At 67.3% G+C, this 19,044-nt stretch carries 17 protein-coding genes; 11 read left to right on the forward strand and 6 right to left on the reverse strand.

The genetic code is table 11. The features are described 5' to 3' along the window. The first annotated feature begins 24 nt into the window (after positions 1-24). Genes galU through LO55_RS17625 form a run of 3 tightly spaced genes read left to right on the forward strand, consistent with a single transcriptional unit; the run spans position 25 to position 1,948 of the window. Positions 25-918, forward strand: coding sequence for a UTP--glucose-1-phosphate uridylyltransferase GalU (galU, locus tag LO55_RS17615; RefSeq protein WP_005667471.1), 894 nt, complete (start codon positions 25-27; stop codon positions 916-918). Continuing rightward, complete coding sequence (gene def, locus LO55_RS17620; protein WP_071362457.1) at positions 915-1,451, forward strand: peptide deformylase; 537 nt, start codon at positions 915-917, stop codon at positions 1,449-1,451. Before galU ends, def begins: the two co-directional genes overlap by 4 nt. After that, the gene (locus LO55_RS17625; protein WP_083415403.1) at positions 1,448-1,948 is read left to right on the forward strand and encodes a hypothetical protein; all 501 of its coding nucleotides are present in this window, start codon (positions 1,448-1,450) and stop codon (positions 1,946-1,948) included. Before def ends, LO55_RS17625 begins: the two co-directional genes overlap by 4 nt. Positions 1,949-1,988: 40 nt before the next feature. Here the strand turns inward: LO55_RS17625 and LO55_RS17630 are convergent, their stop codons facing one another. After that, positions 1,989-3,782, reverse strand: a complete 1,794-nt coding sequence (locus LO55_RS17630) for a DUF885 domain-containing protein (protein WP_071362458.1) — start codon at positions 3,780-3,782, stop codon at positions 1,989-1,991. A 269-nt stretch (positions 3,783-4,051) separates the two neighbouring features. Here LO55_RS17630 and LO55_RS17635 point away from each other — a divergent pair, with 269 nt between their 5' ends. From LO55_RS17635 to LO55_RS17645, 3 genes are read left to right on the forward strand one after another with little or no spacing between them, the layout of a single operon-like run. Next, positions 4,052-4,435 carry a hypothetical protein gene (locus LO55_RS17635; RefSeq protein ID WP_071362459.1) on the forward strand — a complete coding sequence of 128 codons (384 nt, stop codon included), beginning with the start codon at positions 4,052-4,054 and terminating at the stop codon, positions 4,433-4,435. Then, positions 4,435-5,901 carry an ATPase domain-containing protein gene (locus tag LO55_RS17640; RefSeq protein WP_071362460.1) on the forward strand — a complete coding sequence of 489 codons (1,467 nt, stop codon included), beginning with the start codon at positions 4,435-4,437 and terminating at the stop codon, positions 5,899-5,901. The genes LO55_RS17635 and LO55_RS17640 overlap by 1 nt, the downstream gene beginning before the upstream one ends. A 9-nt stretch (positions 5,902-5,910) precedes the next feature. Continuing rightward, the gene (locus tag LO55_RS17645; RefSeq protein ID WP_229410168.1) at positions 5,911-7,221 is read left to right on the forward strand and encodes a hybrid sensor histidine kinase/response regulator; all 1,311 of its coding nucleotides are present in this window, start codon (positions 5,911-5,913) and stop codon (positions 7,219-7,221) included. 23 nt (positions 7,222-7,244) lie between these two features. Here the strand turns inward: LO55_RS17645 and LO55_RS17650 are convergent, their stop codons facing one another. Together LO55_RS17650 and LO55_RS17655 are read right to left on the reverse strand one after the other, a co-directional pair. Beyond that, positions 7,245-8,438, reverse strand: coding sequence for a pyridoxal phosphate-dependent aminotransferase (locus LO55_RS17650; RefSeq protein ID WP_071362462.1), 1,194 nt, complete (start codon positions 8,436-8,438; stop codon positions 7,245-7,247). A 49-nt stretch (positions 8,439-8,487) separates the two neighbouring features. Next, positions 8,488-10,020, reverse strand: coding sequence for a peptide MFS transporter (locus LO55_RS17655; protein ID WP_071362463.1), 1,533 nt, complete (start codon positions 10,018-10,020; stop codon positions 8,488-8,490). A 138-nt stretch (positions 10,021-10,158) separates the two neighbouring features. On the opposite strand from LO55_RS17655, the gene LO55_RS17660 reads away from it, so the two are divergent. The 3 genes from LO55_RS17660 to LO55_RS17670 all read left to right on the forward strand — a co-directional run bounded on the left by LO55_RS17660 (position 10,159) and on the right by LO55_RS17670 (position 15,140). Next, positions 10,159-11,154 carry an amidohydrolase family protein gene (locus LO55_RS17660; protein ID WP_071362464.1) on the forward strand — a complete coding sequence of 332 codons (996 nt, stop codon included), beginning with the start codon at positions 10,159-10,161 and terminating at the stop codon, positions 11,152-11,154. Positions 11,155-11,338: 184 nt separating this feature from the next. Then, positions 11,339-12,559, forward strand: a complete 1,221-nt coding sequence (locus LO55_RS17665) for a hypothetical protein (protein WP_229410169.1) — start codon at positions 11,339-11,341, stop codon at positions 12,557-12,559. Between the two features lie 157 nt (positions 12,560-12,716). After that, positions 12,717-15,140 carry a glycoside hydrolase family 31 protein gene (locus tag LO55_RS17670; RefSeq protein ID WP_071362466.1) on the forward strand — a complete coding sequence of 808 codons (2,424 nt, stop codon included), beginning with the start codon at positions 12,717-12,719 and terminating at the stop codon, positions 15,138-15,140. A gap of 35 nt (positions 15,141-15,175) precedes the next feature. Here LO55_RS17670 and LO55_RS17675 read toward each other — a convergent pair whose 3' ends face one another. The 3 genes from LO55_RS17675 to xth all read right to left on the reverse strand — a co-directional run bounded on the left by LO55_RS17675 (position 15,176) and on the right by xth (position 17,326). Continuing rightward, positions 15,176-15,802, reverse strand: coding sequence for a LysE family translocator (locus LO55_RS17675; RefSeq protein ID WP_071362467.1), 627 nt, complete (start codon positions 15,800-15,802; stop codon positions 15,176-15,178). A gap of 82 nt (positions 15,803-15,884) precedes the next feature. Further along, a complete protein-coding gene (locus LO55_RS17680) occupies positions 15,885-16,460 on the reverse strand; it encodes an MliC family protein (protein WP_005667492.1) in 576 nt (191 codons plus the stop codon). An 80-nt stretch (positions 16,461-16,540) separates the two neighbouring features. Continuing rightward, the gene (gene xth, locus LO55_RS17685) at positions 16,541-17,326 is read right to left on the reverse strand and encodes an exodeoxyribonuclease III (RefSeq protein WP_071362468.1); all 786 of its coding nucleotides are present in this window, start codon (positions 17,324-17,326) and stop codon (positions 16,541-16,543) included. A gap of 178 nt (positions 17,327-17,504) precedes the next feature. On the opposite strand from xth, the gene LO55_RS17690 reads away from it, so the two are divergent. Both LO55_RS17690 and LO55_RS17695 read left to right on the forward strand, forming a co-directional pair. After that, positions 17,505-18,335: an ABC transporter substrate-binding protein gene (locus LO55_RS17690; protein ID WP_071362469.1), complete on the forward strand. Its 831-nt coding sequence runs from the start codon at positions 17,505-17,507 to the stop codon at positions 18,333-18,335. A 5-nt stretch (positions 18,336-18,340) separates the two neighbouring features. Beyond that, entirely contained in the window at positions 18,341-19,036 is a 696-nt protein-coding gene (locus LO55_RS17695; protein ID WP_071362470.1) for an amino acid ABC transporter permease, read from the forward strand. Positions 19,037-19,044: the final 8 nt, after the last annotated feature.

The following is a 19,044-nucleotide window of genomic DNA, read 5'->3' on the forward strand; positions in this document are numbered from 1 at the left end:
TAACAACCCTCCATACTGGAACACATGAACCTGATCCGCAAAGCCGTATTCCCCGTCGCCGGCCTGGGCAGCCGCTTCCTGCCGGCGACCAAGGCGCAGCCGAAAGAGATGCTGCCGATCGTCGACAAGCCGCTGATCCAGTACGCGGTCGAAGAGGCGGTGGCCGCCGGCGTCACCGAACTGATCTTCATCACGGGCCGCAACAAGCGCGCCATCGAAGACCATTTCGACAAGGCCTACGAGCTCGAATCCGAACTCGAGGCGGCCGGCAAGCAGGCCCTGCTCGAGACCGTGCGCGGGGTGATCCCGAAGAACGTCAACTGCATCTACATCCGCCAGTCCTCGCCCCTGGGCCTGGGCCATGCGGTGCTGTGCGCGCGGCCGGTGGTGGGTATTGAACCCTTCGCCGTGCTGCTGGCGGACGATTTCATGGACACCGCCGACGGCCAGAAACCGGTGCTGGCCCAGATGGCCGACGTCTACGCCTATGAGCGCAGCAGCATCCTGGCGGTGCAGGACGTGCCGCGCGAGCACACCCGCCAGTACGGCATCGTCAGCGCCTCGGCCTACCGCCAGGACCTCGAGCTGGTGTCCGGCATCGTCGAGAAGCCGCAGCCCGCGGACGCGCCCTCGACCCTGGCCGTGGTCGGCCGCTACGTGCTGTCGCCGTCGATCTTCGACTACCTGGAAAACATCGGCAAGGGCGCCGGCGGCGAGATCCAGCTCACCGACGGCATCGCGGCCCTGATGCGCGACGAGCGCGTGCTGGCCTACCGCTACGCCGGCCAGCGCTACGATTGCGGCTCCAAGCTGGGGTATCTGCAGGCCACCGCCGCGATCGGCCTGAAGCACCCGGAAACGGCCGAGGGCTTCCGTGCCTCGCTGGCCGGTTTGCTGGAAGGAAGAGGCCCGGCATGACGGTGCGCGAGATCCTCAGGATGGGCGACCCGCGCCTGCTGCGGGTCGCGCAGCCGGTCACCGAGTTCGATACGCCCGGGCTGCACGCCCTGATCGCCGACATGTTCGAGACCATGCATGCCGCCAACGGCGCCGGCCTGGCCGCGCCGCAGATCGGCGTCGACCTGCAGCTGGTGATCTTCGGCTTTGGCAGCAACCAGCGCTATCCCGACGCGCCGCCGGTGCCCGAGACGGTGCTGATCAATCCCGTGCTCACGCCCTTGTCCGACGAGATGGAAGAGGGCGTCGAGGGCTGCCTGTCGGTGCCCGGCCTGCGCGGCAGCGTGCCGCGCTACACGCGCCTGCACTACGAGGGCTTCGACCAGTTCGGCAAGCGCATCGTGCGTGACGCGGAAGGTTTCCACGCGCGCGTGGTGCAGCATGAAGTGGATCACCTGCTGGGCATCCTGTATCCGATGCGGATCCGCGACTTTTCCCGCTTCGGCTTCACCGAAGTCATGTTTCCCCACCTCGATCCCGGAGCCGACGATTGAGCCGCGCCGTATATTCCCTGGCGCTGCTGGGCGCCGCCTGTCTTGCCGCACCCGCGGCACTCGCCGCCGACTTCTTCACGAAGATCGACCCGTCGCCGACCAGCGAACTGTGGATCGACACCGGCTTCTACACCGCCCACTTCGATGGCGACAAGGACCTGAACGACAACAACAAGGGCCTGGCTTTGGAGTACCGCTTCAAGGGCACGATGACGGCCACCGCCGGACGCTTCTACAACAGCGACCGCGCCTGGTCGAACTACGCGGGCGTGATCTGGCAGCCGTATGCGGTCGGCCCGGTGCGCGTGGGCCTGGCGCTGGCCGCCTTCGACGGCTATCCGAAGACGCGCGACGGTGGCTGGTTCCCGGGCGCGATCCCGACCCTGACCTATGAATACAAGCGCGTCGGCGTGAACGTCGGGATCATCCCGAACTACAAGGACCGGCTGTATGGGGGCATTTCGTTCCAGCTGAAGTTCAAGCTGTTCGACCGATGAAAAAAGGGCCGCGCGATGCGGCCCTTTTGTCATGAAACGATCAGCTTTCTTTCGGATACGGACTCGGTCCGCCATCCGCGATGAACTGGTCGATGCGCTGCTGCAGCACCGGCAGCGGCACCGAACCGACCTGCAGCACGGTGTCGTGGAAGTGGCGGATGTCGAACTTCGACCCGAGCGCCTTCTCGGCGCGGGCGCGCGCTTCCTGGATCGCCATCTGGCCCAGGTAGTACGACAGCGCCTGGCCCGGCCACGAGATGTAGCGGTCCACCTCGGTCTCGACCTCGTGCCTCGACAGCGCGGTGTTCTGCAGCAGGTAGTTCTGGGCCTGCTCGCGGGTCCAGCCCTTGGCGTGGATGCCGGTGTCGACCACCAGGCGCGAGGCGCGCCAGGCCTGGTAGCTCAGCATGCCGAACACCTCGTACGGGGTCTCGTAGATGTCCATCTCGGTGCCCAGGCGCTCGGTGTACAGCGCCCAGCCCTCGCCATAGGCCGAGATGTAGGCGCGGCGGAACGGCGGCACGCCTTGCTGTTCCTGCGCCAGCGGGATCTGGAAGGCGTGGCCCGGCGCCGACTCGTGCAGGGTCAGGGCCGGCAGGCTGTAGAGCGGACGGGCCGGCAGGTTATAGGTATTGACCCAGTAGGTGCCGGGGCCGCCGCGGCCCGCGGTCCAGAACGGCGCCTGGTCGTCCGGCACCGGCACGATCGCGAAGCGGCGGCGCGGCAGGTGGCCGAAGAACTGGTCGGCCTTGGCGTCGAACTTCTTGGACGTCCAGGCCGCGCTCTTGAGCAGCTCTTGCGGCGTCTTGGCATAGAACTGCGGATCGGTGCGCAGGAAGTGCAGGAAGGCCTGCAAGTCGCCCTTGAACCCGACCTGCTTCATGATGTCGTGCATCTCGGCGCGGATCTTGGCCATCTCGGCCAGGCCGATCGCGTGGATCTGGTCGGCCGTCATGTCGGTCGTGGTGAATTCCACGATCTTCGACTGGTAGTATTCCTTCCCGCCCGGCATGTCCTGGGCCGCCAGCGTGGTGCGCGCCTTCGGCACGTACTCGTCGCGGAAATAGGCCAGGGCCTTGGCGTAGGCGGGGCGTATCTTGCCCTGGATGAGCGCCACCGCCTGCGCGCGCAGCGCCTCCTGCTCGGCGGCCGGCATCGCGGCCGGCATCTGCTTGAACGGGTTGTAGAACACCACGTCCTGCGGCGTCTTCGCATCGAGCACCGAGCTCAAGGTGCCTTCGCGGCCGGCCAGCGTGACCTTCGGCGGGGTGAAGCCGCGCGCCAGGCCGGCGCGCATATTGTCCAGTTCCTGGTCGAAGTAGGCGGGCAGGCCCTCCAGCAGGCGCAGATAGTTGCGGTATTCGTCGGCGCTCTTGAGCGGGCGGCGCGCGGCATACGCGACGTCGGACCAGAAGGCGGTGTCGGCGTTGACCGGCTGTTCGTATTCGCGGAAGCGCTGGGCGTCATGCAGGGCGGCGATCTGGGCGCGGTAGACCGCGAAGTTGATGCGTTCGGCGGGCGAGAGCGCGCCTGGCGGGATCGCGTCGAGTTCCTTCAGGATGGCGGCCCAGTAGACGCGGCGCGCTTCCTGGGCGGCGGCGTCGACCCGCGCATAACCCGGGTTCGCGTTGGGCGCGTTCTCGTCGCGCGCCAGGCGCTCGGCGATGCGCCACTTCCACTCCTTGGTGTAGATGTCCTTGAACCGCGCGTCGGCGGCGGTCGCAGTCGTATTCACCGCGGCTGCGCTCGTTGCGGCCACGGCCGCCGGTGCGAATGCCAGACCCATCACGACGGCGGCCGTCGAGACGGCGGCGCCCAGCTTGCTTATTTTCATTGATCCCCTGCTTGATAAAGAGCATTATTGCTCGGCGATACACATCTTAGCGGGGAAACAGGTGGATGCCTACCGCATGTTTGTATCGTCAATACGCGCATCGGCGCATCGTGCGCGGCAACTTTAATCGCCCGATCTCCGGAGAATGGCAGGAAGCCAAGATATAATGTTCGTCAACCTATCGCCGGGCGAGCGCACGACGATTCCGCGCGAGAGTGTGCATGGACCTTTCATGAAGATAACGGCAGCAATTGCTATTCAACCTAGACATGATGACGAGTAAGGGCGGCCCCGGACGTTCTGAAGAGCATATCCAGCTCATCCAATCCTGGCGGCGCCTGGCCGACCAGTTGGGCCCGCTCATCGGTGACAGCGGCTTTTGCGCGCTGTATGGACGGGCATGCCGTCTGGTCGGTCCCGAATTCAAATGGCTGGCCGAGACGCCGCCATGCAAGACCCGCGACTCCCAAATCACCACGCTGGACGAGCTGCTCGCCAGTGTGGCACCCGACCACGCAAAAGCCGCGCATGCGGCGCTGCTCCAGACGTTTACCGAGTTGCTGGCGTCCCTCATCGGCCAGGCGCTCGCACGGCGCCTGCTCGATGCCGCCGCGCGTGACGGGGAAGAGAAGAATGCACAGGAGCACAAGTAATGAGCGATAAAGTATCCCTTGGAAAGCTGAGCACTGGCGTGCAGGGGCTCGATGTTCTCCTGGGGGGAGGGCTGAGCGAATTTTCCTTCAACCTGATCGCCGGGCCGCCGGGGTCGGGCAAGACCACGCTCGCCCACCAGATCATGTTTTCGCTGGCCAGCAACGAGCGCCGCGCCCTGTTCTTCACGGTGCTGGGCGAACCGCCCCTCAAGATGCTGCGTTACCAGCAACAGTACAGCTTCTTCGACATGGACATGGTCGGCACCTGCGTGCGCTACGTCAACCTGGCCGAAGACCTGCGCGCGGGCGACTTCAGCGGCGTGCTGGCGCGCCTGATGAAGGAGGTCGAGGATTTCTCGCCGAGCCTGGTGTTCGTCGACTCCTTCCGCTCGGTGGCGCAGACGGCGCGCGCCGGCAACGAGGGCGTGGCCGACCTGCAGCACTTCATCCAGGATCTCGGCACCCGCATGACGAGCTGGCAGGCCACCACCTTCCTGATCGGCGAATACCTGCACGGCGACGCCGAGGCGAGCCCGATCATGACGGTCGCCGACGGCATGATTTCGCTGACCCCGGTGCACGAGGATAACTCGGTGGTGCGCAAGATGCGGGTGGTCAAGATGCGCGGCCAGGCCCACCTGGGCGGCTCGCACACCTTCCGCATCACCGACGATGGCATCCGTGTGTATCCGCGCATCCTGCCGCCGCTGGCGGCCGACCATCACCAAGGGGCGCGGGTCGACCGCGATGCGGCGCGCATCCCCACCGGCACGCCCGATCTCGACGGGCTGCTCCACGGCGGCCTGCCGCAAGGTCACTCGCTGCTGGTATCGGGCCCGAGCGGCTGCGGCAAGACCATCCTCGGCACCCGCTTCCTGCAAGCGGGCGCCCGGCTGGGCGAGAAGGGCGTGGCGGTCTCGTTCGAGAAGGGCGCCTCGCGCCTGCGCAACGCCGAGCTGGCGGCGCTGGTCGCGAACGGCGACGTGCAGATGGTCGAAAGCCGCAAGATCGACCTCACGGTCGACGAGCTGCTCGACGAGATGAACGATGCGATCGACCGCACCGGCGCGCGCCGCGTGGTGGTCGATTCGCTGTCCGAGCTGGCGCTGTACCTGGCGCCGGAAGGCCGCAACCAGCTGCGCTCGACCGTGTTCCAGATGCTGTCCTCGCTGGCCAAGCGCGGCGTGAGCGTGCTGGTCACGATGGGCGTGGACGACGACTTCACGCAGCTCAAGTTCAGCCAGGCCGACATCGCCTACCTGACCGATGCGATCGTGATCATGCGCTTCGGCGAGAGTGGCGGCCGGATCCGCCGCTTCATCTCGGTGGTCAAGGTGCGCGGCAGCGCCCACAGCACCGACCTGCGCGAATTCCACATCGGCGACGACGGGATCAATATCGAGCCGGTGGCGACCGAATACGAGGGCGTGCTGCACGGCTTGCCCATCGCGCGCGGGACACCCTGAATGAATCTCATGGCGGCGACACCAGGCAACGACGACGGCACCCTGGCGCTCCGCCTGGCCGCGCTGGAACTCGAGGCAGAGCAGCTGCGCGGCGATCTCGCGGCCAGCCTCGCGCTGACCGCGAGCCTGCGCGAAGCGAACGAGCACCTGGTGCTGGCCGCGGTCGACGCCCAGACCTCGCGCGACGACGCCGAGGAAACCAACCGCCGCCAGAACGAATTCCTCGCCATGCTGGCGCACGAGCTGCGCAACCCCCTGGTGCCGATCAGCGTCTCGGCCAGCCTGCTCGAACGCTCGCCGGTGAATACCGCCGCACTGGCCCGCCTGACCGGCGTGATCCAGCGCCAGGTGGGCCATATGGCGCACTTGCTGGATGACTTGCTCGACGCCGCCCGCCTGAGCAGCGGCAAGATCACGCTGGCGGTCGAGCCGCTGCGGCTGGCCGAATTGATCGAGCACGCGGCGGAGACCGTCATGCCGCGCGTGCGCGAGCGCGGCCAGGAGCTGGCGATCGCGCAGGCGGCGGATACCCTGGTGGTCGAAGGGGACCGGGTGCGCCTGACCCAGGTGTTCACCAACCTGCTCAACAATGCCTCGAAATACACGCAGGACGGCGGCCGCATCGCGGTCGCGGCCCGGGTCGGCGCCGACGGCCTCGTTGCGGTCACCATCGACGACAACGGTTCCGGCATGTCCATCGAGACCATCGGCCGCGCCTTCGACCTGTTCACGCAGGGGCCGCGCACGCTGGCGCGCTCGGAGGGCGGGCTCGGGGTTGGCTTGAACGTGGTGCGCAATCTGGTCACCATGCACGGCGGCAGCGTCGGCGCCGCCAGCCCGGGGCTGGGGCGGGGCAGCACCTTCACGGTCTCGCTGCCGCTGTCGAGCGCCGCGGCGCCCAGCGGGGTCGCCGATGGCGCCGCGCCGGTTGGCGGCGGCATCAGGCGCCGGATCCTGATCGTGGAAGACAATGCCGACGCCTCGGACGTGCTGCGCATGCTGCTCGAAGTCGAAGGGCACCAGGTGGAAATCGCCGGCGACGGCCATGCCGGCCTGGCGCTGGCGCTGGAAGGCCGCTTCGACGCGATCGTGTGCGACATCGGACTGCCGGGCCTGGACGGCCTGGAACTGATGGCGCGCCTGCGCGCCGCTGGCGCGGACGCGGGCACGGACAACAACCGGCCGCTGACGATCGCCCTGTCGGGCTATGGCCAGCCGCAAGACCGCGAACGCGCGCTGGCGGCCGGCTTCGACCGCTACCTGGTCAAGCCGGTGGCGCCCGGCGTGCTGATCGGGGCGCTGGCGGGCGTGGCGCCTTGAGGTCGGCGGCTACGCCACCGACCTCACACGAACAGGCGCCGCAGCCGCGCCACCGCTTCCTCGATCCGCTCGTACTTCGTCGCATACGAAAAGCGCACGTGGCGCTGCGGCGCCGCCACCCCGAAATCGTCGCCCGGCACGATCGCCACATGGGCATCCCGCAGCACCGCCATGCTGAACGCCGCGCTGTCGCCGTGCAGCGGGTGCGCCACGCGGTCGAGGTCGGCGTACACATAGAAGGCGCCGTCAGGCATCACCGGCACCCCGAAGCCGAGCTCGCGCAGCGCCGGCACCAGGTAGTCGCGGCGGCGCTGGAATTCGCGCCGGCGTTCCTCGAAGATCGCCAGCGCCTCGGGCTGGAAGCAGGCCAGGGCCGCGTGCTGGGCCACGGTCGGGGCGCAGATGAACAGGTTCTGGGCCAGCTTCTCGAAGGTCGGCACCAGGCTGTCCGGCACCACCAGCCAGCCCAGGCGCCAGCCGGTCATGTTGAAATACTTGGAGAAACTGTTCACCGTGATGACGTCGGGGTCGAGCGCCAGCGCGCTCAGGGGCTGGCGGTCGTAGGACAGGCCCTGGTAGATCTCGTCGACGATCGCGAAGCCGCCGCGCGCGCGCACCGCCGCCAGCATGGCGCGCAGCTGCTCCGGCGTCATGGAGGTGCCGGTCGGGTTCGACGGCGAGGCCACCAGCACGCCGCGCGTGCGCTCGGTCCAGCGCTCGGCCACGTGGTGGGCGCCGAGCTGGTAGCGGTCCTCGTGCGAGGACGGCACCAGCACCGGCCGGCCCCCGAAGCTGGCCACGAAATGGCGGTTGCATGGGTAGGACGGGTCGGGCATCAGGACTTCGTCGTCCTCGGACACCAGCGCGGCGCAGGCCAGCAGCAGGCCGGCCGAGGCGCCCGCGGTGATCACGATGCGGCGCGGGTCGATGTCCAGGGCCTGGGTCGCGGCGTAGTGGCCCGAGATCGCCTGGCGCAGCTCGAGGAGGCCGAGCGACTCGGTGTACTGGGTGACGCCGCCGCGGATCGCTTCCATCGCGGCGCTGGCGACGATGTCGGGCGCGGTGAAATCGGGCTCGCCGACGCTCATGCTGATGACGTCGTGGCCGGCGCGTTTCAGTTCGCCGGCGGCCTTGACCATTTCCATGACGCGAAACGGTTCGATCGCGTGCACGCGCTGGGCGACCTGGAGCTGGCGGTTGGGGGTAATGAGAGACATGCTGGATGGCAGGGAGTGAAAATCCCTGCCATCTTACTGGAAGCCGCGCTTACGCGTGGGCGTGGTGCGCGGCGGTCAGGCGCCGCATCAAGGGCAGGGCGGCCAGCGCGATGAAGGTGCAGGCGATCGCCGCCAGCCCCAGCTTGTTGAACAGGCTCGTATAGATCGGCAGCGTCTGCAGCGGATCAAGCATGCCTTCCGGTACGCTGGCCATGGTGGCCACCAGGCCGCCCAGGTATTGCGAGATGCCGACCGCGACGAAGTATGCCCCCATCATGAAGCCGCCCATGCGCGCCGGCACGTAGCGCGCGATCATCGCCAGCCCCAGGCCGCTCACCAGCAGCTCGCCCAGCGAATACAGGCCGTAGCCCGCGATCATGATCCACGACGAGGTCAGGCCGTTCACGGCGAAGGCGCCGGCGAAACCGTAGGTGAAGAAGCCGGCGGCCACCACCGCGAAGCCGAGCGCGAACTTGGCGGCGATCGACAGGTCGAGGCGGCTGCCGCTGGAGCGCGTGTAGATCCACGCCAGCACCGGGGAGAGGACCATGATCCAGATCGCGTTGAGCGCCTGGAACTGGGCCGGCGACCAGGTGAACAGGTGGCTGCCGAACAGGCTGAAATCGAGGTCGACGTTGCGCAGGGCGAACAGCGACAGCGAGGTCGACATCTGCTGGTAGAAGATGAAGAAGAACACCGTCTGCAGGGTCAATACCAGCGCCGCCGCCAGGCCGGCGCGCTCGCTGGCCTGGCTGGTGCGGATCAGGTGGATGAAGATGCCCAGCACCACCAGTCCGGCGACGTAGACGAACAGGCGCGCCAGCCACTGGTATTCGAGGATGAAGGTCGAGGCGATCACGGTGAGCACGCCGCCGGCCAGCACCAGGACCAGCTTGCGCCAGTCGAGCGGCAGCGCGTCCGGCGGCGAGCCGATATGGTTGACGGTGCGGCGCAGCACGCCGACCGTCAGCAGGCCGACCCACAGGCCGACGCTACACACGGCGAACGCCATGTGCCAGCCCAGGTCACCGCCCGAGGTGGCGTTGAAATGGTCCTTGATCGCCGGCGTGGCCAGCATCGAGACCGTGGAGCCGACGTTGACCGCCATGTAGTAGATGGTGAAGGCGCTGTCGATCTTGGCGTCGTCGCCCTCGTAGATCTTGCGCACCAGGTTGGCGGTGTTGGGCTTGAACAGGCCGTTGCCGACCACGATCACGCCCAGCGCCACGAAGGTGAGCCAGGTGCCGCTGACCGGGATCCCCATCAGGGCGTAGCCCAGCGACAGGATGATGGCGCCGATGATCATGCAGCGGCGGGTGCCGAGCACCTTGTCGCCGATCCAGCCGCCGATGGCCGGGGCCACGTAGATCAGGGCGGCGGCGGCGCCCCACACCAGGGTGGCGCGGGTATCGTCGAAGCCCAGGCGCTGCACCATGAAGTAGACGATCAGCGCCTGCATGCCGTAGTAGCCGAAGCGTTCCCACAATTCGATCAGGGCGATGGTCAGGAAGGAGCGGGTCTGGGTGACGGGCGGGTCGGCTGGGAGCCCGGCGCCGAGGTTCGGCTGGTGCGGCTGCTGCATGTGATTCCTTTGATAACGGCGCCGGGCGAGGCCGGCGCAAATCCGATGATTCTATGCCATCCGCATCGAATCCGCAGCCTTGACAGCGGGTGGTGACATTGCGCTAACATGGGCCGGATTTCAGACAACGAGGTTCGCATGAGGCGATTGAGCATCACCACCGGCGCCATGTTCTGCGCCGCCATGGCGGTGGCGGCATCCGGTCCGGCCCGGGCCGGCGAGGGCACCGCGCCGGCGCGCCTGGCGCCCGCGGCCGACCACCACCAGCACCTGTTCAGCCCCGCGGCGGCGGCCTGGATGTCGTCCTCGATTGCGCTGGCGCCGGTCGACGCCGACGAACTGGTGGCGCGGCTGGACGCGGCCGGCGTCAAGCGCGCGGCGGTGCTGTCGGCGGCCTATGCCTATGGCCTGCCGGCGCGCACCATCGACCATGAATACGCCCGCGTGCGCGCCGAGAACGACTGGGTGGCGGCCCAGGCCGCGCGCCATCCGGAGCGCCTGGTGGCCCTGTGCAGCTTCAATCCGCTCAAGGACTATGCGCTGCTCGAACTGGGGCGCTGCGCCACCAGCCCCGGCTTCGGGCGCGGCATCAAGCTCGACTTCGCCGCCTCCGACGTCCAGCTCGACCAGCCCGGCCACGTCGAGCGCCTGCGCCAGGTGTTCCGCGCCGCCAATGCGCGCGGCATGGCGATCGTGATGGACATGCGCGCCTCGCGCGCCCTCGGGCGGCCGTACGGCGCCGCGCAGGCGCGCGTGCTGCTCGAGCAGGTGCTGCCGTATGCGCCCGACGTGCCGGTGCAGGTGTCGCACCTGGCCGGCAACGGCCCCGGCTTCGGCGACACGGCGGCGCGCGAAGCGCTGGCCGTGCTGGCCGAGGCGGCCGCGCGCCACGATCCGCGCATGCGCCAGGTCTGGTTCGACGTGGCGACGGTGGCGCAGGCCGACCTGCCGGCCGACGCGGCGCGGCGCCTGGTGCGGCGACTGCGCCAGCTCGGCCTGGACCGGGTGCTGTACGGTTCGGACCCGCGCGGCGACACCGGGTCGCCGGACGGCTGGGAGGCCTTCCTGCGCCTGCCGCTGGACGACGCCGAAACCGCGCGCGTGGCGCGCAACGTGGTGCCGTACCTGCGTTGACCGGCCTGGCGACGGCCAGGGCCAGCTGATGCAGCCGAGCCTGGGCGGCTGAGGCGCGCTTACACAATCATGACATTCTGCCGACAATAATCCTCCAAACGCCGCCAGTGCCTTGCCTAGAATCCCAGTCTCCGGAACGAGGGCCGCAAGCGGCCGTCGGTCCATTCACCTGATTGGGATTCGCATGCACCGACACCTTACCTCCACCGTCATGGGCGCGGCCTGCGCGCTGCTGCTGGCCGCCTGCGGCGGCTCGGGCAACGACTACCAGGCGCCGCCGCCGCCCGTCGCCGTCGAGCCGGTGGCGACCAGGCTCGATCCGCTCTCGAGCACCGCGCGCGCGATGGACAGCGTGGTCTTCTACGGCGGCAGCGCCTACCTGTCGCTGGCCAACAGCGCGACCGAGGGCTCGGCGGTCCTGAGCGCGAAGCTGCCGCTGTCGGCGAGCTCCACCTGGAGCCCGGTGGGCCTGGGCGCCTGCGCCATGGGCCCGGTCGGCGACTTCATCATGCGTTCGCCGAAGCTCAAGATGGTGGACGGCGACATGTGGCTGATGCAGCCATGGGCCGACACGCTTGAGGCCAGCAACGGCCATTCGACCTGCACCCTGGTGGCCAATAGCGCCAGCTTCGTGCCGCGCGACGGCGACCTGCGCACCTGCAATCCCTACTTCTGCGAGACCCTGTCGATGCAGGACATCAAGGGCGCCAACAACCGCCTGTACAGCAATGCCGGCGCCGGCAACAACCTCCTGACCTCGAAGGACAAGGGCAACACCTGGCAGGTGATCCGCGGCTCGAAGGATTCGCAGATGTGCTATCCGTCCAAGTTCCACGTGCTGGGCGACCGCGTGCTGGTCGGCGGCGAATGCCCGCTCGACTTCGCTTTCGTGGAAGCCTATCGCCTGACGGGCGACGGCGGCGCGCTGGCCGGCGAGGACAAGCTGCCGATCGCCCTGCCCGAGATGGAGAACCGCAACGTCCAGTTCATCGAATCGGTGCCGGGCACGCAGATGGTGTTCGTCGGCGTCGAGGGCGGCCTGCTGCGCAGCGTCGACAACGGCAACAGCTTCAAGTTCGTGATCCACGAACCGCTATCAGGCGGCAAGGGCTATCCCTACATCGGCGCCTTCCTGCCGCTCAAGGGCAAGCCGGACACCCTGGTGGTCGGCGGCTTCGACAAGATGCACGGCCGGCCTTATCTGGCGTGGTCGCAGGACAGCGGCAATTCGTGGACCGATATCTCGGCGCTGGTGCCGGGCTACCAGCGCGCGACCGACGACGAGTACAGCACGCCGTCGGTGTCCGCGCTCGCCCAGGATCCGGACGGCCGCATCATCGTGGTGACCAACGAGCGCGCCGACGGCCAGGGCCGCCTGATGCAGCTGACACTCGGCGCCAACTGAGGAGACGAACCGCGGGAGCGAGCGCAGCTTCAGATTGGCTTCAGCGCCCCGCGCCTGCCCATGGCAGCGCGGGGCGTTTCGTTTGCGTCAAGACTGTCTGTGAGGGCGGAATTCTGTCATGCTCTCGCCTGCATCTCACCACAACGATAATGAAGACATGACCAAAGCCTTGACGACCCGCCTGGCGCTCAGCCTTGCCGCCATCCCGCTCGCCGCCAGCCCGCTCGCGTTCGCCCAGAACGCCGAACGCCAGCTGGCCGGCGTGACGCGCAACCAGAATACCCTCGAGATCGCGACCAACGACGGCCGCTACCTGATCAAGCCGTATTCGAGCACGATCGTCGAGACCACCTTCATCCCCAAGGGCGAGCGCTTCGATCCGGCTTCGCACGCGGTGATCCTGGCGCCGGTGCAGGTGCAGGCCACGCTCAGGGACGAGGGCGGCCGCCTCACCTACGCCGTCGACGGCGGCATCAGCGTCACGGTCGACAAGCGGCCGTTCCGTATCAGCTATGCCTACAAGGGCAAGCCGCTGGTGGCCGAGAAGCGTGGCTTCGGGCGCGCCGACGGCATGGATGCGATCGAATTCGCGCTGGAAGACGGCGAGGCCCTGTACGGCGCCGGCGCGCGCGCGGTCGGCATGAACCGCCGCGGCCACCGCTTCCAGCTCTACAACAAGGCGCATTACGGCTATGCCGAGCGTTCCGAGCTGCTCAACTACACGATTCCGGTGGCGCTGTCGTCCAAAAAATATGCGATCCACTTCGACAATCCGCAGACCGGCTGGCTCGATTTCGACAGCCGCAAGGACGGCACTTTGCGCTACGAAGTGATCGGCGGACGCAAGACCTACCAGGTCGTGGCCGGCGACAGCTGGGACCATTTGATGGCCGGCTACACCGGCCTGACCGGCCGCCAGCCGCTGCCGCCGCGCTGGGCCTTCGGCAACTTCGCCAGCCGCTTCGGCTACAAGACCGAGGCCGAGACGCGCGCCGTGGTCGACAAGTTCGCGCAAGAGAAAATCCCGCTCGACGCCGTCATCCTCGACCTCTACTGGTTCGGCAAGACGGTGCAGGGCACGATGGGCAACCTGGCCTGGGACCGCGACACCTTCCCCAACGCCGAGAAAATGATGGCCGACTTCAAGGCCAGGGGCGTCAAGACGGTGGTGGTCACCGAACCGTTCGTGCTGACCACGTCGAAGCGCTGGGACGAGGCGGTGGACAAGAAGGTCCTCGCCACCGACAAGGCTGGCAAGCCCTACACCTACGATTTCTATTTCGGGAACACGGGCCTGATCGACATCTACAAGAAGGAGGGGCGCGACTGGTGGTGGAGCATCTACCGCGACCTCAAGAAGGGCGGCGTCACCGGCTGGTGGGGCGACCTGGGCGAGCCCGAGGTGCATCCATCCGATCTGCAGCATGCCGCCGGTTCGGCCAACCAGGTGCACAATGTGTACGGTCACGACTGGGCGCGCCTGATTGCCGAGGGCTACAAGCGGGAATTCCCGGCCGAGCGCCCCTTCATCCTGATGCGCGCCGGCTACTCGGGTTCGCAGCGCTTCGGCATGATCCCGTGGTCGGGCGACGTCGCGCGCAGCTGGGGCGGCCTGCAGTCGCAGATGGAGATCTCGCTGCAGATGGGCATGCAGGGCCTGGCCTATATGCACTCCGACCTGGGCGGCTTCGCCGGCGCCGTGCTGGACGACGAGCTGTATGTGCGCTGGCTGCAGTATGGCGTGTTCCAGCCGATCTTCCGTCCGCATGCGCAAGAGGCGGTGGCGTCCGAGCCGGTGTTCCGCTCCGATGCTACCCGCGTGCTGGCGCGCGAAGCGGTGTGGCTGCGCTATGCGATGCTGCCGTATAACTACACGATCGCCTTCGACAACGAGCAGACCGGCATGCCGCTGATGCGTCCCCTGATGTTCGTCGAGCCGGACCCGGCCCAGCCGGCCGAGCGTTCGACCACCTATCTGTGGGGCCCGGACTTCCTGGTCACGCCGATCGTGCAGCCGGGCGCCACCCGCGCCGAGGTCTATTTCCCGAACAGCGGCAGCGTATGGTTCGACTTCCATACCGGCCAGGCGCACAAGGGCGGCATCCTCGAGACCGTGAAGCCGGTCGAAGCCAACATCCCGGTCTACGTGCGCGCCGGCGCCTTCGTGCCGATGGCGAAGGTGGTGCAGACCACGCGCGACTACACCGGGCGCGAGATCGACCTGCACTATTATCACGATGCGTCGGTGAGCGCCTCCAGCGGCAAGATGTATGACGACGACGGCGAGACCGCGGGCGCTTATGAGCAGGGCAAGTACGAGATCGTGCGCTTCGACAGCAAGTATACGGAAATGAGCGCCGGCAAGCGGCTCGAGATCGGCTTCAAGACCGAGACCGGCAAGGCGATGCAGGCGAAGGAACGGGTCTTCTCGCTCAAGGTGCACAATGTGCGGGCGAAGCCGCGTGGCGCGACGGTCGATGGCCGCGCAGCGCGCTTCGTCTTCAACGCCCAGCAGCACCTGCTCGAAGTGCAGGTCCCGGCGCGCAGGGGCCAGGCGGCGCAGGTCGCCATCGAGCTGTAAGGTCGAACGGCGCGGTTCATCGAACCGCGCTTTTTTTAGCGCGCCACGATCAGGCGCAATCCCAATCCGATGAACACCGCCCCCGCGATCCGGTCCAGCCACATGCCGGCCGTGGGCGTGCGGTTGAGCCACTGGCCGATCGTCCCCGAAAAATAGCCGAGCGCGCCGAAGATGACGGCGGCCTGCAGGGTGAACACGATGCCCAGCAGGCCGATCTGCAGGTTGGCGTCGCCGCGCGCGGCGACCACGAACTGGGGTAGAAAGGACAGGAAGAACAGCACCACCTTGGGATTGATGGCCGCGGCCACCAGCCCCTTGACGAACAGCCGTCCGGCCGGTTCGTCGGATGCGCCGGCAGTGGTCACGCGCGCGCCGCCGCGACTCTTGACCGCGCCCCAACCCATCCAGATCAGGTACAGGCCGCCCGCCACCTTGAGCGCGGTGAAGGCCGCCGGCGAGGCCGCGATCAGCGCGCTGACGCCGATCACGGCCAGCACCGTATGGCTGATGCAGCCGAAGGCGCATCCGAGCCCGAAGGCGATGCCGCGCAGGCGGCCCTTGGCAATGCCGGTGCTGAGCACCATCAGGTTGTCGGGACCGGGGGAGAGGGTGATCAGGACGGCGGCGGCGAGAAAGCCGAAGAGTTGTTCGGGCGAGAGCATGCGGGTGTCTGAAAATGAAACGGACGAACAGCTTAACGCATGTCCGTCCGTCGTGACAGAGCCGGGACAGGCTCCTGCTGGCTTACGACTTCTTGCAGCTCAGCTCCTTGGCATTGGCGCCCCACTTGATGGTGACCTTGCCCTGGTGTTCCTTGAATTCCTCGCTGCGGTTGCCGTAGGCGATGCCGCTGGCGGTCTTTTCGCCGCGCAGCAGCACGTGTTCCTTGTCGCGCACCGCGACCATCGAGGCCGGCGTGGTGTCGAGGAAGGTGGCGCTGATCTTGCTGCCGTCGCCGCAGGTGAAGGCGACCGGACCGGTGGTCTTGACCAGCTTGTAGGTCGATTGCAGCTGCAGCAGGCGGCTGCCGTAGGCGTTGTTGAGGCAGCCGTTCATGTCCTTGGACTCGGCGCACTGCTTCACGCCGTCCCACCACTTGGTGTGCTGTTCCTGTAGTTCCTTGCCGGCGCCGGCGTCGAGTTTTTCGAGCGCGGCGCGGTACAGGGCGTAGACCATGCCTTCGGATTCGGCCGAACCCGGAGCCTGGCAGATCTTGGCTTCGGCGGCGCCGATGCCGCGCGCGCAGAAGCCAGGCATCGATACGGCCTGGGCGCCCAGCGGCAGGGCCAGGACGGCGGCGGCGATGAGTAGTCGTTTCATGGTGTGTGCTCCTTGTTATGCGAGGGTGGGGCGGCGATGCGGCGTCATGCGCAAGCGCCGGTCAGGTAGTTCAGGTCTTTTTACTCCGCGATCTTCGCCAGATCGAGTTCGACCCAGGTCGGCGCGTGGTCGCTGGGTTTTTCGCGGCCGCGCACGAACTTGTCGACCCCGGCATCCTTCAGCGCCGGCTGCAGCCTGGGGCTGAGCAGCAGGTGATCGATGCGGATGCCGGCGTCGCGCCCGAAGGCGTTGCGGAAGTAATCCCAGAAGGTGTAGATCGTCTCGTCCGGGTGGACGGCGCGCAGCGAGTCGAGCCAGCCCTGGTCGATCAGGCGCTCGAAGGCGGCGCGGGTCTCGGGACGGAACAGGGCGTCGTCGACCCAGCGCTCGGGCTTGTAGACGTCGCGCTCGGTCGGGATGACGTTGAAGTCGCCGGCCAGCACCGCCGGTATGCCTTGCGCCAGCAGTTCGAGGCCGCGCAGGCGCAGGCGCTCCATCCAGGCCAGCTTGTAGTCGAACTTGGGTCCCGGCGCCGGGTTCCCGTTCGGCAGGTAGAGGCCGGCGATCAGGATGCCCTTGTAGACCGCCTCGATGTAGCGGCTTTGCTCGTCGGTTTCGTCGCCCGGCAGGCCGCGCTGCACCTCTTGCGCCGGCTCGCGCGTGAGGATCGCCACGCCGTTCCAGCTTTTCTGGCCGTGCCAGAGCGCGTGGTAGCCGGCGTCCTGGATCGCCTGCAGCGGGAATTTGTCTTGCGGCGCCTTGAGTTCCTGCAGGCAGACGACGTCGGGCTGGCGCTCGCCGAGGTACTGGACGAGGGCGTCCAGCCGGCTGTTGATGCTGTTGACATTGTAGGTTACGACGAGCATGGCTTCTCCGATCGGGTTGAGGTAATTATGACAACAATTTCTTGCGGTCGGCGCACGGCTAGCATCGCCGGCGCCGCTCTATATGAGTTTTTCGACATTTTCTTATGGCAAATTAGTCGTTTTTCGATATAAGCGTTTGTTCTATACTCGCAAGATCGACATCCTAGCCGGAGCATCAATGTTCACTCGCCGTCACCTTATCCTGAGCACCTTCGCCCTGGGCGTCTCGCTGTCTGCCGGCCTGGCGCACGCCGACCAGCTGGCCGACATCAAGAAGAAGGGGCAGATCGTGTTCGGCGTGCTCGGCACCGATGAACCGAACAGCTTCATCGACCCGACATCGCGCCAGCTGGTCGGCTACGAGATCGACATCGCGAATGCGGTGGCGAAGAAGCTGGGCGTGAAACCGGTGTTCAAGCAGATCTCGGTCGCCGCCCGCATTCCCGAGCTGCAGCAGGGCCACGTCGACATCCTGGCCGCTTCGCTCACCCACAACAAGGAGCGCGAATCGCAGGTCGATTTCGCGCTGACCCACTTCGTGACCGGTTCCAAGGTCATGGTGCGCGCGGCCAGCGGCATCACCGGCTTGCCGCAACTGGCCGGCAAGAAGGTGCTGACCGTGCGCGGCGGCACCCAGGAAACGAATATCCGCAAGGCGGTGCCGAACGTCGAGGTGGTGACGTTCGAGAACACCCAGCAAGCCTTCCAGGCGCTGCGCCAGGGGAAAGGCGTCGCCTACGTCAACGACGAATCCTCGCTGCTGTCCGACTACGGCAAGCTGGGCCCGGCCGCCAAGGGCTTCACGATCCTGGCGCCGTCGATCGGCAACGAGCCGCTCGCGCTCGGCCTGCGCAAGGGCGAGAAGGGCCTGAAGGCGGTGGTCGACCAGACCCTGCGCGAGCTGGAAAGCAGCGGCGCCGCCCAGCAGCTGTTCAATAAATGGTATGGCCCCGGCACCCGCACCAACCTCGCCAAGCGCAGCTTCAAGATCCACACCGACCAGATCTGAGCCTGGTGTTGTTCTTCGATCCGACCATCCTGCAGTCCGGCGAGTACCACGACTGGCTGGTGCAGGGCTTCATCCTGTCGATCCAGCTGACCGTCATCAGCTTCGCCTTCGCGCTGCCCTTCGGCGCGCTGGTGGCGCTGATGCGCACCTCGACCTTCGCGCCGCTGCGCGCGCTCGGCGCGACGCTGGTCGAGGCGATCCGCAACGTGCCGCTGCTGGCGCACCTGCTGTTCTGGTACTTCGCGTTTCCCGAACTGCTGCCGGAGTCCGCGCGCGAAGTCCTGTACGCGAACAACCCCGAAGTGGTCTGCGCCGTCATCGCATTGACGCTGTACGCCGGCGTGCACATGGCCGAGGACATCCGCAGCGGCATCCGCGCCGTGCCCGCGACCCAGCTCGAGGCCGCGCGTTCGCTGGGCCTGGGGCGGGTGGCCGCGGTGCGCCTGGTGCTGCTGCCGCAGGCGCTGCGCGCCTCGGTGCCGCCGCTGCTGTCGCAGACCGTCAACCTGTGGAAGGACACGAGCGTGGCCACCGTCATCGGCGCCGCGGAGTTGATGTACCAGGCCGCGCGCGTGGAAACGGCCAGTTTTCGCAGCCTGGAGGCGTTCACCTTCGCCACGCTGGCCTACCTGACGGTCTCGCTCGTGATCTCGCTGCTCGCTTACCTGTTCCAGCGCCGCTATCCGGTGAGGACGGCCTGAAAGACGAC

Source organism: Massilia timonae (genome assembly GCF_001866515.1).
Taxonomy (GTDB): Bacteria; Pseudomonadota; Gammaproteobacteria; order Burkholderiales; family Burkholderiaceae_D; genus Telluria; species Telluria timonae.

Coding starts and splice junctions, on each gene's coding strand:
- LO55_RS17650 (WP_071362462.1), bottom strand. CDS start 8,438: ATGTCTCTCATTACCCCCAACCGCCAGCTCCAGGTCGCCCAGCGCGTG.
- galU (WP_005667471.1), top strand. CDS start 25: ATGAACCTGATCCGCAAAGCCGTATTCCCCGTCGCCGGCCTGGGCAGC.
- LO55_RS17655 (WP_071362463.1), bottom strand. CDS start 10,020: ATGCAGCAGCCGCACCAGCCGAACCTCGGCGCCGGGCTCCCAGCCGAC.
- LO55_RS17680 (WP_005667492.1), bottom strand. CDS start 16,460: ATGAAACGACTACTCATCGCCGCCGCCGTCCTGGCCCTGCCGCTGGGC.
- LO55_RS17630 (WP_071362458.1), bottom strand. CDS start 3,782: ATGAAAATAAGCAAGCTGGGCGCCGCCGTCTCGACGGCCGCCGTCGTG.
- xth (WP_071362468.1), bottom strand. CDS start 17,326: ATGCTCGTCGTAACCTACAATGTCAACAGCATCAACAGCCGGCTGGAC.
- LO55_RS17635 (WP_071362459.1), top strand. CDS start 4,052: ATGATGACGAGTAAGGGCGGCCCCGGACGTTCTGAAGAGCATATCCAG.
- LO55_RS17645 (WP_229410168.1), top strand. CDS start 5,911: ATGGCGGCGACACCAGGCAACGACGACGGCACCCTGGCGCTCCGCCTG.
- LO55_RS17670 (WP_071362466.1), top strand. CDS start 12,717: ATGACCAAAGCCTTGACGACCCGCCTGGCGCTCAGCCTTGCCGCCATC.
- LO55_RS17690 (WP_071362469.1), top strand. CDS start 17,505: ATGTTCACTCGCCGTCACCTTATCCTGAGCACCTTCGCCCTGGGCGTC.
- def (WP_071362457.1), top strand. CDS start 915: ATGACGGTGCGCGAGATCCTCAGGATGGGCGACCCGCGCCTGCTGCGG.
- LO55_RS17640 (WP_071362460.1), top strand. CDS start 4,435: ATGAGCGATAAAGTATCCCTTGGAAAGCTGAGCACTGGCGTGCAGGGG.
- LO55_RS17675 (WP_071362467.1), bottom strand. CDS start 15,802: ATGCTCTCGCCCGAACAACTCTTCGGCTTTCTCGCCGCCGCCGTCCTG.
- LO55_RS17665 (WP_229410169.1), top strand. CDS start 11,339: ATGCACCGACACCTTACCTCCACCGTCATGGGCGCGGCCTGCGCGCTG.
- LO55_RS17660 (WP_071362464.1), top strand. CDS start 10,159: ATGAGGCGATTGAGCATCACCACCGGCGCCATGTTCTGCGCCGCCATG.